Annotated in this window: 11 protein-coding genes; 8 read left to right on the top strand and 3 right to left on the bottom strand. The window is 58.2% G+C overall.

Annotated elements, in window-relative coordinates; translation table 11 throughout:
* Positions 1-1,371 carry a virulence factor family protein gene (locus FY156_13430; protein ID UXS02396.1) on the bottom strand — a complete coding sequence of 457 codons (1,371 nt, stop codon included), beginning with the start codon at positions 1,369-1,371 and terminating at the stop codon, positions 1-3.
* Entirely contained in the window at positions 1,368-3,968 is a 2,601-nt protein-coding gene (mprF, locus tag FY156_13425) for a bifunctional lysylphosphatidylglycerol flippase/synthetase MprF (GenBank protein ID UXS02395.1), read from the bottom strand. Before mprF ends, FY156_13430 begins: the two co-directional genes overlap by 4 nt.
* Before the next feature lie 280 nt (positions 3,969-4,248).
* On the opposite strand from mprF, the gene FY156_13420 reads away from it, so the two are divergent.
* Positions 4,249-4,542, top strand: a complete 294-nt coding sequence (locus FY156_13420; protein UXS02394.1) for a hypothetical protein — start codon at positions 4,249-4,251, stop codon at positions 4,540-4,542.
* 62 nt (positions 4,543-4,604) lie between these two features.
* Here the strand turns inward: FY156_13420 and FY156_13415 are convergent, their stop codons facing one another.
* On the bottom strand, positions 4,605-5,645 hold the full coding sequence (locus tag FY156_13415) for a membrane dipeptidase (protein ID UXS02393.1): 1,041 nt from the start codon (positions 5,643-5,645) through the stop codon (positions 4,605-4,607).
* 238 nt (positions 5,646-5,883) lie between these two features.
* On the opposite strand from FY156_13415, the gene FY156_13410 reads away from it, so the two are divergent.
* The 7 genes from FY156_13410 (at position 5,884) to FY156_13380 (ending at position 13,494) form a co-directional block, all read left to right on the top strand.
* The gene (locus FY156_13410) at positions 5,884-7,476 is read left to right on the top strand and encodes an ABC transporter substrate-binding protein (GenBank protein ID UXS02392.1); all 1,593 of its coding nucleotides are present in this window, start codon (positions 5,884-5,886) and stop codon (positions 7,474-7,476) included.
* Positions 7,477-7,478: 2 nt separating this feature from the next.
* On the top strand, positions 7,479-8,492 hold the full coding sequence (locus FY156_13405; GenBank protein UXS03149.1) for an ABC transporter permease: 1,014 nt from the start codon (positions 7,479-7,481) through the stop codon (positions 8,490-8,492).
* Positions 8,489-9,391 carry an ABC transporter permease gene (locus FY156_13400; GenBank protein ID UXS02391.1) on the top strand — a complete coding sequence of 301 codons (903 nt, stop codon included), beginning with the start codon at positions 8,489-8,491 and terminating at the stop codon, positions 9,389-9,391. The genes FY156_13405 and FY156_13400 overlap by 4 nt, the downstream gene beginning before the upstream one ends.
* A gap of 3 nt (positions 9,392-9,394) precedes the next feature.
* Complete coding sequence (locus FY156_13395; protein UXS02390.1) at positions 9,395-10,225, top strand: ABC transporter ATP-binding protein; 831 nt, start codon at positions 9,395-9,397, stop codon at positions 10,223-10,225.
* The gene (locus FY156_13390; protein UXS02389.1) at positions 10,222-10,962 is read left to right on the top strand and encodes an ABC transporter ATP-binding protein; all 741 of its coding nucleotides are present in this window, start codon (positions 10,222-10,224) and stop codon (positions 10,960-10,962) included. The genes FY156_13395 and FY156_13390 overlap by 4 nt, the downstream gene beginning before the upstream one ends.
* Before the next feature lie 37 nt (positions 10,963-10,999).
* Positions 11,000-12,511: a beta-lactamase family protein gene (locus tag FY156_13385; GenBank protein ID UXS02388.1), complete on the top strand. Its 1,512-nt coding sequence runs from the start codon at positions 11,000-11,002 to the stop codon at positions 12,509-12,511.
* An 89-nt stretch (positions 12,512-12,600) separates the two neighbouring features.
* A complete protein-coding gene (locus tag FY156_13380) occupies positions 12,601-13,494 on the top strand; it encodes a LysR family transcriptional regulator (protein ID UXS02387.1) in 894 nt (297 codons plus the stop codon).
* The last annotated feature ends 67 nt before the right edge of the window (positions 13,495-13,561 follow it).

The following is a 13,561-nucleotide window of genomic DNA, read 5'->3' as shown; positions in this document are numbered from 1 at the left end:
TCATTTCGGCAACCGCGTCTTGAGCGCGGTGAGGATGCGCCTGGCAAGCGCCTCGTAATCCTCGTCGAAGTGATGTCCGCCCTCGATGCCGAGGGTTTCAACGCCCTGCGCTTTCAGGCGAGGGCAGGGGTCGTCTTCCTCTTCTTCGGTTCCGTAGATGCATTGAACAAGTTTCGGGTTGATCTTGGCGATATCGTCGACGGTCTTACCGCCTTTGCCCTCACCGGACATGCCAAGCCATCCCCCGACCGAAATCTCGAAATCGACTTCGTCGGAAAGGCCCATCAGGGTCAGCTGCACGACGTGCGACTTGTCGCGATCCGGTAGCAGATTAAAGGTTGCTGGCAGGATATCCGCGCCGAAAGAGTAACCGATCAGCAGCACATTCCGCACCTTCCATTCCTTGCGGTAGGTATCGATGATGCGGCCGAGATCGCTGGCGATCTCTTCCGGTTTCTTTTCCTTCCAGAAATAGCGCAGTGAATCGACGCCGATGACGGGAACACCTTCCTTCTGCAATGCGCCGCCCACTTCCTCGTCCAGGTCGCGCCAGCCACCGTCGCCGGAATAGATGATCGCCATCGTATCCATCACGGGTTTGGTTTCCAGCACGGTGATCGGCAGGCCAAGCGGTGAACCGGAATCGCTCGCGGCGTCGATCTCATCGGACAGGGATTGCGCCAACACGTCGGCGGCCTTGTCGGTTACATCCTCGACGTCGATATCAGGATGCGACTTCAACAGGTCGTTGACATGGTCGCGACCCTTCTGATCCGCCTCTGGCGTAAAGGATACGCTGACAGGAGCGGGCAGAGCGCCATCGGTCAGGCCGTAAACGGTCTCATTGCCGACCTTGTCCTTGCTCGCCGGTGTGCAGAGGATTTTCTGGAGCGGCAGACCTGCCTTGGGATCGACGGCGATTGCTTCACGAACGGTCGAAGGCGGGCTTTGGGCAATCATTGCCAGCGCGAGCGTTCCGCCTTCGCCGATCCCCGTCACAATCGGAAGCTTGTAGCTGCTTGTGCCAGCCGTGCGCTGGATCTGCTGAGACAAGGATTCGATATCCGAGATCATGTAGATGCATTCGTCTTCGTCGGCTTCGAGCGCCTTGATATAGTCGCGAAAGTCGATACCGACCACGGCCGCGCCTTTTTCGACCAGCGCCTTGGCACGTGCCTCATCGGCATCGGTCCAGCCGTTGGCATCCGAGATCAGGAAGATGCTGGCAAGGATGTCGCCATCGGGCACCATGATGTGATCGGCCGGGATCATTCCGGTCTCATAAGCCGGTTTGTCCTGCGAAAAAGCCATGCTCGGGAAAAGAAGGGCAACGGCTGCAAGTGCCGATTTCAGCAGGATGGTTTTTCTCATTTGCCAATCACTCCTCTGACCCCTCCACTGATGAGAACGGTGACGTCCATCAGTGCCAGCGCGGCATCGGCGCCATTTTGCACAGCAAGATAGCGTGGTTCCCACTTCGGGTGAAACTTGGATTTGAAGGCGCGCAGACCCTTGAAGTTGTAAAAGCGCTCGCCGTGCTCAAACAGCGTTCCGCCGATGCGGTCCCAGACCGGTGCGATATCGCGCTTCGACATGCCTGACATGGGTGCCATGCCGAGGTTGAAGCTTTCATAACCGGCTTCGCGCAGATGTTGCATGATACTGACGAACAGGAAATCCATCGAGCCGCGCGGCGCGTCGACCGAAAAACGCATGAGATCGATGGTGGCCTCTTTCTTCGTGTCCGTCACCATGACGTTGGCAAAGGCCGTAATCTTTCCGTCTTTTCGCAACACGGCGACAGGTTGCGAGAGAATGTAGTCGGGTTCGAAAGCGCCAAGCGAGAAACGCTTTTCACGCGTATTGTGGTGCGTCAGCCATCCGTCGGATACCTGTTTCAGTTCGTCGAGAATATCCGGGACCTGCGGCGGATCGATGACCTCGAAACTCAGCCCGTCGCGCGCGCCGCGGCTGAGCGACTGTCGCAGATTGGCGAGCTTTCCACCCTTCAACTCGAAGGCCGTCAGGTTGACCAGAGCAAGTTCCCCGAGCTTGAAGGCGCGCAGGCCCGCATCTGCGCAGTGCGACAGAAGCGATGGGGAAATCTGATAAAAGGCGGCGCGTGCACCGGCTGAGCGTGCAGCTTCGACAAATTCCCAGACGAGATCGGGAAAGTCCTCTTCATCGCCGACCGGATCGGTAAAGGCAATCCATGAACGGCCCTGAATGCCGTACATGATGAAAGCGTTTCCGGTCTCAGAAAACATCACGTGCTTGTCGCCCATGCGCACCAGATTGGCATCGGCTTCGTCCTGCTGCATGACGATACTTGTCGCCTTGACGATGTCATCCGCCTGGATGGCATCCGGCTTGTAGCGGACCGGGCGCATGAGACTGAAGATCGCGATGGTCGAAGAGGCCAGAACCAGACCCAACACGGCACGCAATCCGCGCGGTGCTTCCTCTGAGAACTCGAACTGCCACCACAATGCGTGGCTGTAGTCAGTATCGCGATAAACAAAGAGCAGGATCGTGGCTGCGCCGGCGACGATCACAGTCATGGCGCCGAGCCAGCTTGGCCCCAGCGCCTGTTTGATGAGCGATGCGTGCCGGTTGAAGCTGCGCATGTTGGCGACGAGTGCCGCGATGAAAATGCCGAGGAAAGCCGCTTCGAAGACGGCGATGGCCTTGAGAAGTGAAAATACGAGGGCGGCAGAAGCCGCTACGAGTGCAATCCACCATGCTCCATCAAGGCGCTGACCCAGACCGCGCGATGAAACGACCAGGATGAGGCCCATGATGCTTGTCAGGAAGTGGGCGGCTTCGATGATCGGCAGGGGGACGAAATTCGCAAGGAAATCAAGGTTGCTGTCCGGCGTGGGCGTAACACTCGAGAAGATCAGCATCGCGCCGAGGAGCATTGCATAGGCGGAAAGCAAGGGCGGAGCGAGCCTGACGGCGAGCTGGCCGATATCCGAGACGAGCGGCCTGGCTGCGAACTGCTTCATTTCGGAAGCGATCATCACCAGAATGGCGACGACAAGCGGCAGGACGTGGTAGATGACACGGTAGAGGACGAGACTGCCCAGCAGTTGATCAATGCTGATGGCATTGCCGAGGCCGGCAACCATCACGGTCTCGAAAACGCCAAGGCCCGCCGGAACGTGGCTGAGCACGCCGAGACCGACTGCGGTCGCGTAGATTGCAAAAAATGTCGGCCAACCGAGGTGGGTTTCCGGCAAAAGCACGTAGAGAACGGATGCCGACGCTGCAATATCCAGGGCCGAGACAAGAAACTGGCGTGAGGAGGTGCGGCTGTCTGGAAGGCGCAAGCGCCAGCTTCCCAAACGAATGGCTTTGCCGTTGCGGCCGAAATAGGCGCCAAGCACCAGAATGGCGATGATGGCAAGTGCCGCAGCGCGCAACACAGCAGCATCGACATTGATGATGGCGGCAATTCGCGGTGCGACGATGAATGTGGAAATGGCACTGACGGATAGCAGACCAAGCCCGAAAGAGAGGGTGACGAAGGCAATGACACGGGCGATTTCACCCGGGGAAAGGCCCAGTCGCGAATAGGCGCGGAAGCGGATAGCCCCACCACTGAGGGGGCCGAAACCTGCCGTATTGCCAATGGCATAAGCGGCGAAGGCCGTTGCTGCCATGGAATGGAACGGAACTTTTCTGCCAATATATTCAATGGCATTGGCATCATACCAGATCAGTGCCAGGAAACTGAGCGCCGTAAAGAGGATTGCCAGCAGGATCGAGGTGATCGATGTCCCCATCAAGGCCGCGATCACGTCGTCATAGCGGACCTCAGATGTGAGCTGATAGATCGCGACGGTCATCATCACGAAGATCAGCGTAATTGCCGCTGCCGTGATGTAGGGGCGATGTCTGGCAAAAAAGCCTTCAGCTTCTGCTTCCGCTGTTTCGGTCTGCGCTACTTCGCTCTTGTCTGCCATGTTGCCCTGCTTGCCGGCGCCGATGTGATGACTGGCGAACCACAGGATTGTGTCGCCATTTCGGTGTCATTCGGGAAATGTGATTAGCAGAAACGCGTAAACTGTCGATGTGTACTTTGGGCTTGGTTTTTAAGGGATTTCGCCAGATTGAGCGATAAAAAGCAACCAGGAGATGCGCGTTTTTTGCCATTGTCCCAAACTGTGCAAAATTAAACGTGCTGGTTGCTTGGTGGTGTTGTTTGATGCGACTACACGCTCCTTTCAGTTGAAGGAGATGCTTATGAACATGCCCACAAGAATCGTGATTTCACTCGTTGTTGCCGTAGTCGCCGGCGGTGGTTTCATGACGTACGACAAGATGCGGGGAGCGGAATGGGTTGTTTCGCCACAGCAGATTGCCGATGCAAAGGCCAAGGGGCAGACCGGATATGAATCGAGCCCCGGCACTGTCACCGTCCTGCCGATCCGCAGCGAGACGGCGGATGCATTGCCGCTCAAGTGGGCGATGTTCGCTCTGGTTGGCGGCCTTCTCGCGTTTCGCGCAACGGGCAAAAAGAAAGCGGCAAAGGCCTGAGCCTTGCCGCCCTTGTCTCCGGCGCATCTGCGTCGGAGCAATTGAGATTAACCTCGGGCGTCTTAAGCGCCCCAGGTTTTTTCCAGCACGCGAACCCAGTTGCCGTGGCAAATCTTGGCAAGGGCGTCATCGTCATAACCACTGTTGCGTAACGCCTTGACCAGCAGTTGCAGATCGCCAGCGTCCTTCATTGATGCCGGGATTGTCGTGCCGTCGAAATCCGAACCAAGTGCAACGTGATCGATACCGATGCGGTTGGCGATATAATCGACATGGCGCACCAGTTCGCCAAGATCGGTATCCGGGTTTTTCACACCGTCCTGACGCAGGAAAAGAACGCCGAAGTTGATGCCGGCAAGTCCACCCGTATCGCGGATCGCGTCGAGTTGGCGGTCTGTGAGATTACGGCTGTGATTGCACAGCGCATAGGCGTTCGAATGGGACGCCACGAGTGGTGCGTCGGTGATCTTTGCGATGTCCCAGAAGCCCTGCTCGTTCATGTGCGACAGGTCGACCATGATCTTCAGTTCATTGCAGGTCTTGATCAGCCGCTTGCCGGTTTCCGTCAGACCAGGGCCAATATCCGGGGTGGAAGGGAAGCGGAACGGAACGCCGTAGGCGAAGATGTTCGGGCGGCTCCAGACCGGGCCAAGGGTACGCAAGCCAGCCTGGTGCAGAACGTAGAGCGCATCCAGATCACCGGCGATCGCTTCGGCGCCCTCGATATGGAAGACCGATGCGAATGCACCGGTTCCCATGGCGTCGCGAATATCTGCGGCAGTCCGGCAGACCTTCAGCGCACCGTTGGACTTCTTCTCGGCACGGAACAGGAGGCTCGCCATGGAGAGTGTCGCGGCAAGCGCGTCGCCCTGCTCAGGTGCGAGAAAATCGCCATTTGCATCTTTTTCCATGCTGGGCGAGGGAACATAGATTGCGCAGAGGCCACCCGCCAGACCGCCCTTTTTGGCACGCGGAAGATCGATATGGCCAACGGTGTCACCGTCCACCAGAAGCGTCTCCGGCGACGGATTGCCTGAGCGCCACAATCTCAGCAGCACATCGTTATGTCCGTCGAATACGGGAACGGCCGTTTCGCTTGTCATGTTCGCATCACCTTGGAAAATTTCGGAAGCAAAGGAAGTGGAGATGCCAGCGTTGTCTGCCTTCGCGGGCGAAATTTCAAGGTGCGGGCAGATGCAATCCCTGCATAGGGCCTGCCAAATTTGGAATTGGTGTGGCCTCAATCCGTCGTGGTAATCGCGAAAAAAAGAAAAATAACGACTGGATTGGGGCAAAGCTCCGATCTTTTTCTCGATAATAGGTCCGAAAGGGGATTTTCTGATGATTTCTAGACGCAACCTGCTGATCGCTGGCGCTGCAGTACCATTCCTGTCCTATGCCCGCCTGTCCTTCGCTGACACGCCAAAGGACATTCTCGTTGTCGCGCAGCAGCTGGACAACATGACGAGCCTCGATCCGCATGAAGGTTTCGAAGCCGTTGGTGGCGAAATCATCAGCAACATGTACCAGAAGCTGGTGCGCGCCAACCGTGAAGATTCCACCAAGGTCGATCCGGTGATCGCAAGCGCGTGGGAAGCCGATGCTGACAGCAAGGTCTTCACCTTCACGATCGGTGAAGAGGCAACCTTCTCCAGCGGTGCAAAGGTTACGGCTGAGGACGTCGCGTTCTCGCTGCAGCGCGCCGTCAAGATGAACAAGAGCCCGGCCTTCATCATCAGCCAGTTTGGTTTCACGCCTGACAACGCCGAAACCACCATCGTTGCCACTGACGACAAGACGGTGAAGCTGACGACTGCCCAGCCGACGGCAATCTCCTTCCTGCTGTACTGCCTGTCGGCCAATATCGGCGCGATCGTCGAAAAGAAGGCTGTACTCGAGAACGCCAACGGCGAAGACCTCGGCAATGGCTGGCTGCAGAAGAACAGCGCCGGTTCTGGCGATTTCATGCTGCAGTCCTGGAAGCCGAGCGAGAGCGTGGCTTTGACGCTCAATCCAAATGGCCCTTACAAAGGTAACCTCAAGCGCATCATCCTGCGTCATGTGACGGACCCGTCCTCGCAGCTTCTGATGCTGCAGAAGGGTGATATCGATATTGCACGCGACCTGACGTCCGAGCAGCTTCGCACCGTTCAGAACGATGAAAACATCGTGCTTGAGCGCAAGAGCATCGCATCGCTGGTTCTGATTTCGCTGAACCAGGGAAATGAAAACCTTGCGAAGCCGCAGGTCTGGCAGGCCATCAAGTGGGCGCTGGACTACAAGGGCATGCAGGAAAACATCGTGCCGCTGACCCATGAAGTTCACCAGAGCTTCGAGCCGAAGGGCTTCCCGGGCGCCGTCAACGACGTTCCGTACCAGCGCGATGTCGAGAAGGCCAAGGCTCTGATGGCGGAAGCCGGTCTTGCCGATGGTTTCGAGATCAGCATGGATCACTATTCCGCGCAGCCTTACCCGGATCTGGCGCAGGCCATCCAGGCAAACCTCGCCGATATCGGCATCAAGGTGCGTCTGCAGTCGGCTGAAAACCGTCAGGTTCTGACCAAGATGCGTGCGCGTGAGCACCAGATGGCTCTGTCTGCCTGGGGTACCGACTACTTCGATCCGCATTCCAATGCTGATGTTTTCAACATCAACAAGAACAATGCCGACGACGCCAAGTCGAAGCCGTTCCTGTGGCGTTCGCGCTTCAAGAGCGACGATTTCGCCGCCAAGGCTGAAGCTGCCCGCGACGAGAAGGACCCGGCAAAGCGCGTCGAGCTTTACGAAGCCCTGCAGCGCGAGCACATGCAAAACAGCCCCTTCGTGTTCATGTTCCAGACAACGAAGACGGCAGCTTTCCGTAAGGGCGTTTCCGGTTTCGAACTCGGCGTTCTGTCCGAGGGCAATTCCTACCACGATGCGAAGAAAGCGTGACATTGAACAAGCGCGTTAAAAGCATATCGTCGACACTGAGCAGCGTCATTCTGACGCTGTTCGGTTTGATGGTCATCACCTTCATGATCGGGCGCGTCATGCCCGTCGATCCCGTGATTGCGGCGGTCGGCGACAACGCGCCCGAGGACGTCATTGTGCGGGTCCGGGCCGAAATGGGCCTCGATCAGCCGCTGGTCGTCCAATTCTTCCACTATGTTTCGCAGGTTCTGCACGGCGATTTCGGCAACTCCATTCTGACCCGCAACCCGGTCTGGGTGGATATTACCCGCGTGTTCCCCGCCACCTTCGAGCTTGCCACGGCTGCGCTTATCATTGCGGCGCTGATCGGCATTCCGCTCGGTGTCTGGGCCGCCGTTCGTCAGGGCAAGCTGACCGATCAGGTCATCCGCGTCGTCTGTCTGGCGGGTCACTCCGTGCCGGTCTTTATGCTGGCCCTGATCTCGCTGCTGGTATTCTACGCAACGCTTGGCGTTGCGCCGGGACCTGGCCGGCAAGACATCATTTTCGACGGGATGATCGATCCGGTTACCGGGCTGCTGAGCGTCGATACGTTGCTGGCTGGCGATTGGGATGCGTTCTACGACGCCATCGCCCATATGGTTCAGCCGGTCTGCATTCTTGCCTATTTCAGCATGGCCTATATCACCCGCATGACGCGCGCCTTCATGATTGACGCGCTGAAGGGTGAATATGTCATCACCGCCCGCGCCAAGGGGCTTTCGGCTATGACCGTCATCTGGGGACATGCGTTCCCGACGGTTGCCGTGCAGCTCATCACGGTTCTTGCGCTCACCTATGCCGGCCTTCTCGAAGGCGCTGTGGTCACCGAAACCGTGTTCAGCTGGCCTGGGCTTGGCCAATACCTCACCGTGTCGCTTATGAACGCAGACATGAACCCTGTCGTCGGGGCAACCCTGTTGATCGGCCTCATCTATGTCGCCCTCAACCTGCTCGCAGACGTACTTTACCGAGTAATGGACCCGCGCGTTCGATGATGCTTGCTACTTTCAGAAACTGGGCACTCGATGAGACGCCGCATTCCCGTCGCCAAGCGGCGTGGGGAAACCGCTATCGCATCTGGCTCAGCCTCAAATCCAATCCATTGGCGGTGATCGGACTGACGATCATTTTGCTGTTCATCGTGCTGTCGCTGCTTGCGCCGGTGCTTGCACCTTACGATCCGGCGACGCAGAGCCTCGGCAATCGCCTTGCGTTCCCAAGCGCCGAACACTGGTTCGGTACGGATGAGCTTGGGCGCGATATTCTCTCGCGCATCCTTTACGGCGGTCGCGTTACGCTCGGCATGGTTATCGCCGTTGTCGTTCTCGTGGCGCCCATCGGATTGGCGATCGGCTGTATCGCCGGTTACTTCGGCGGTGTCGTAGATACCGTGCTGATGCGCGTGACGGACGTCTTCCTGGCGTTTCCCCGTCTCATCCTGGCGCTGGCTTTCGTTGCCGCTCTGAAGCCCGGTGTCGAAAGCGCTATCCTGGCGATTGCACTGACCGCCTGGCCGCCCTATGCGCGCCTGGCGCGTGCCGAGACCATGACTGTTCGTGGCAGCGACTTCGTTGCGGCCTACCGCCTGACCGGTGCCTCGGCCTGGCGCATCATTGCCCGCCATATCGCGCCGCTCTGCGTGCCGAGCCTGATCGTGCGCATCACGCTCGACATGAGCTCGATCATCATCACGGCCGCCAGCCTTGGCTTCCTCGGCATGGGTGCGCAGCCACCGTCTCCGGAGTGGGGCGCGATGATTGCTACCGCCAAGCGCTTTATCTTTGAGCAATGGTGGGTCGCCACCATTCCAGGTATTGCCATCTTTCTCGTTTCGCTTGCCTTCAACTTCCTTGGCGATGGCTTGCGCGACGTGCTCGACCCGAAGGGACAATGAGCCATGCTGGTCGAAATTGAAAACCTGAAAATCGCGTTTCAGACCCGCACCAGTCGCTTCGAGGCGGTGCGCGGTGTGTCCATGAAACTCGGCACGGAAAAGCTCGGCATCGTCGGCGAATCCGGTTCCGGCAAAAGCTTGACGGCACGGGCGCTGATGAAGCTTTTGCCACCAATTGCCGATATCAAGGCGGACAACCTTTCCTTCGATGGTATCGACGTTTTGTCGGCCAGCGAAAAGCAGATGCGCCAGATCCGCGGCAAGCGCGCAGGCTTCATTCTGCAGGACCCGAAATATTCGCTCAATCCGGTCAAGACGATCGGCACTCAGGTTGCTGAAGCCTGGCGGACCCATAAGGGTGGCAGCAAGCGTGCGGCGATGGAAGCGGCGATCGGGCTTCTGGATCAGGTGAAGATCCGCAATCCGCGTCAGGTCGCCGGTTCCTACGCGCATGAAGTCTCCGGTGGCATGGGCCAGCGCGTCATGATCGCCATGATGCTGGCGCCCGATCCGGAGCTTCTGATCGCCGACGAGCCGACCAGTGCACTCGACGCCACGGTACAGGCGGAAATTCTGCGTCTGATCGAGGAACTGGTGTCGGAACGCGGCATGGGCCTCATCCTCATCAGCCATGACCTGCCGCTCGTCTCGCATTTTTGCGACCGTGTTGCGGTGATGTATTCCGGCCGCGTGATGGAGGAGTTGAAGGCTTCGGAACTTCTGAAGGCCGAACATCCCTACACAAAGGGTCTGTTGAACTGCATTCCCTCGCTGACGCATCCGCGCGAGCGTCTTCCCGTTCTCAACCGTGATGCAGCGTGGTCCAGCCAATGATTGATGTCGAAAAACTGCGTATCAAGTTCGGCGACCGCGAAGTGGTGAAGGGCGTTTCCTTTTCCGTGGAAAAGGGCGGCAGCTTTGGCATCGTCGGTGAGAGCGGCTCGGGCAAGTCCACGATCCTGCGTGCCATGGCGGGTCTGAATGAAAGCTGGGAAGGTCGTATCGCCTTCGGCGGCAAGGATGCACCGTTGAAGCGCACGCCGGAATTTTTCCGGCAGGTGCAGATGGTGTTCCAGGACCCCTATGGTTCGTTGCATCCGCGCCAGACCATTGACCGTATCCTGAGCGAGCTTCCGCTGGTTCACGGCATGGACAATATCGAAAAGCGCATCCAGCAAGCCTTGTCGGACGTGGCTTTGCCGCAGGCCGTACGTTTCCGCTTTCCGCACCAGCTTTCCGGTGGCCAGCGTCAGCGTGTCGCGATTGCCCGCGCGCTGATCGCTGATCCCGAGGTTCTGCTGCTCGATGAACCAACATCGGCGCTCGACGTTTCGGTGCAGGCGGAAATCCTCAACCTGCTGTCGGATCTGCGTGCGGCGAGAAACCTCACCTATATCCTCGTCAGCCACAATCTCGCGGTTATCGCGCATCTTTGCCCGCAGGTGGGTGTGATGCTGAACGGCGAGATGGTGGAGCAGTTGAGCGCGGAAGATCTGCGTGAAGGCCGGACGAAACATGAGCATACGGCTGAATTGCGCAGCCTCAGCATAAGATTGGAAGAGCCGGCTTGATGCCGGCTTTCTTTTTTCGGAAATACGAGACGGAAACATGTCACAGCAATTCGACTGGAACGGCGCGTCCACAATCGCACAGGGTTTTGTATCGCAATGGGCAGGCAACGAGCCCGGCGGTGCGGTCATCGGCTTTGATCTGCAGGGTATCCGCTTTGCCCATTCGGGTGGTGTCGAGAGCCTTTCGACCTTCGCGCCCTTCACGCCGCAAAGCGTGGTGCGTTACGCATCCGTTACCAAGCACGTTTTCTGCGCCATGGTGCTGGCGCATTCCGATCTGATCGGCCTTGACGATCCTCTCGGAAAGCATCTGCCGGAACTGCAATCCCCGCTCAGTGATGTGACGGTGGGGCAAGCGCTGGACATGAGCGGCGGTCTGCCGGATACCCGTGAATGCCTCTCGCTTCTCGGCCTGTCCGTCTTTACCGAAACCAAGGCGGGTCCGCTTCTGGAATATCTGTCGCGCCTCACACGTCTTAACTTTGCGGCTGGCAGCGAGGTATCCTATTCCAACACCGGGTATCGCCTCGTTGAGGCAGCCCTGGAGCGAAATGGTTTCCGTTTCGATGATTTCGTACAGGAACAGATTGCTGCACCCTTCGACACCTTCCTGAAGGCGCCAGACGTCTGGAACGACCCCGTCAATGGTCTTGTGCCCGGTTACTGGAAGGGCGAGACCGGCTGGCAGCTTTCGGCCGCTGGCCTGCATATTTCCGCATCAGGCAGCCTCGCCGGAAGCGCGGACGCCCTGACCCGCTGGCTGCAGGGTTTGATGCGCGGTGAGGGTAGCTTTGACAATGTTCTGAGCCAGCTTTCTGCGGAGCGCTCTTTGGCGGATGGCCGCATGAGCGAGTACGGTCTCGGCCTGCGCTGGTCGCATCTGGGTGAACGACGTTTCGTTGGTCACGGTGGATCGCATCCTGGCTACAAAACTTATTTCCTGCTCGATCCGGACAATGGGACAGGTTTTGTGGTTGTCTCCAATCGCGAGGATACCAACGGTTTCAAGATTGCGCTGGAGAGCATGGCGGCGTTGACAGGACTACCCTTGCCGGTTGCCTCCAGCACTTTGCCGGACGGTATGTATGTCACGGACAACGGTCCCTGGTGGCTTGAAGTCAAGGGAAGCACCTCAACCTTCATCGACGGCGACGACACACTCTATGACGATGGTGATGGCTGGGTCTCGTCCCGCTCCGCATCGTCCCCGATGCGGCTGAGACAGGAAGGCGATGCCATTGTTGGTGAGGCTGGCCACGCCCCACGGCGGTTTGTGCCGGTCGAAAACCATCCGGTGCCACAGGCGCTCTCCGGTCGCTGGTCGTCGAGTGAAGGCGCGGAGTTTGAAATTTCCGGTGCGGTTTTGACGATGGGTGTCGGCCCGACCCGCCGGTCGATGCCGTTGATGGCGCTCGGCAATGGCCGTTTCCTCTTCACACTGGTTGACGGTCCGTGGACGAAGCGGATCTGCCTGAACCGGCTTGATGACAATCGCATTGAACTCGTTTCGAGCCGGGCGCGAATGATCGAATATTCGCGCATCTCCTAAAAGGGATTTCAAAGCGGCCGGAATGATCCTAATAAATGCCGGTCTTCGCATGGAGACCGGGCAGTTATCTTTGTTGGGAGAATAGGCCGTTGGAAGTCAAATGGCTTGAGGATTTCCTGGCGCTTGCCGGAACGTTGAACTTTTCGAAGGCGGCCGACGAGCGTCACGTAACGCAATCGGCTTTCAGCCGCCGCATCAAGCAGCTTGAGGCATGGGTTGGCGCGACGCTGGTCGATCGTGCCTCCTATCCGTCACGACTGACTGAAGCGGGTGTGAAATTTGTGCCCGTCGCGCAGGAGACGCTGAAGCAGCTCTACCATGCTCGTCGTACCTTGCTGCAGGAAGACGGTGCCGATGCCAAAACGGTGCGGTTGACTGCGCTGCACACACTTTCCTTTACGTTTTTCCCCGATTGGCTGAAGCGGGTGAACGATCAGGTAGGGCCGCTGTTCTCCGCATTGCGACCGGATTCCGGCAGCATGGAAGAAAACCTCAATTCACTGGTGGATGGTCACAGTGACTTCCTGCTGACCTACGCGCATCATGAAGTACCCGTCATGCTCGACGCGCAGATGTTTGAGTTTCGGGTGCTCGGCAATGAAAACATCATCCCGGTATCTGCGCCCGATGCGAAGGGGCTGCCACTCCACCGTATCGATACCGCTGAAACGCAGCCTTTTGCCTATCTGGACTATGAAAAGGCATCGTTTTTCGGGCCGCTGTTGCATGACCTGTTGAGCGCGCGCCTGCCGAAATTCGAGCGTGTGCATGAGGGCAGCATGTCGGTGGGTCTGAAAGCCATGGCAATGGCCGGCTGGGGCGTGACCTGGGTTCCGGAAAGCCTGATGCGGCAGGAATTGGAGAGTGGCGTTCTCGTGCGTGCTGCCGATGAAAGCTGGGATATTCGCGTTGATATCCGGCTTTATCGTTCCAGAGAAAATCGCCGTCCGATCGTCGAACGCATCTGGGCCGTTGCCGATTAGACGTGTCTCGATTTTAGAGCGCGTGCTTACTGTCGAGATCAAACATCGGACCGAAACAGCCTCGAGC

Origin of the sequence: Agrobacterium tumefaciens, assembly GCA_025559845.1 — a bacterium.
GTDB lineage: Bacteria > Pseudomonadota > Alphaproteobacteria > Rhizobiales > Rhizobiaceae > Agrobacterium.
This window is presented reverse-complemented; position numbering and strand designations above follow the sequence as displayed.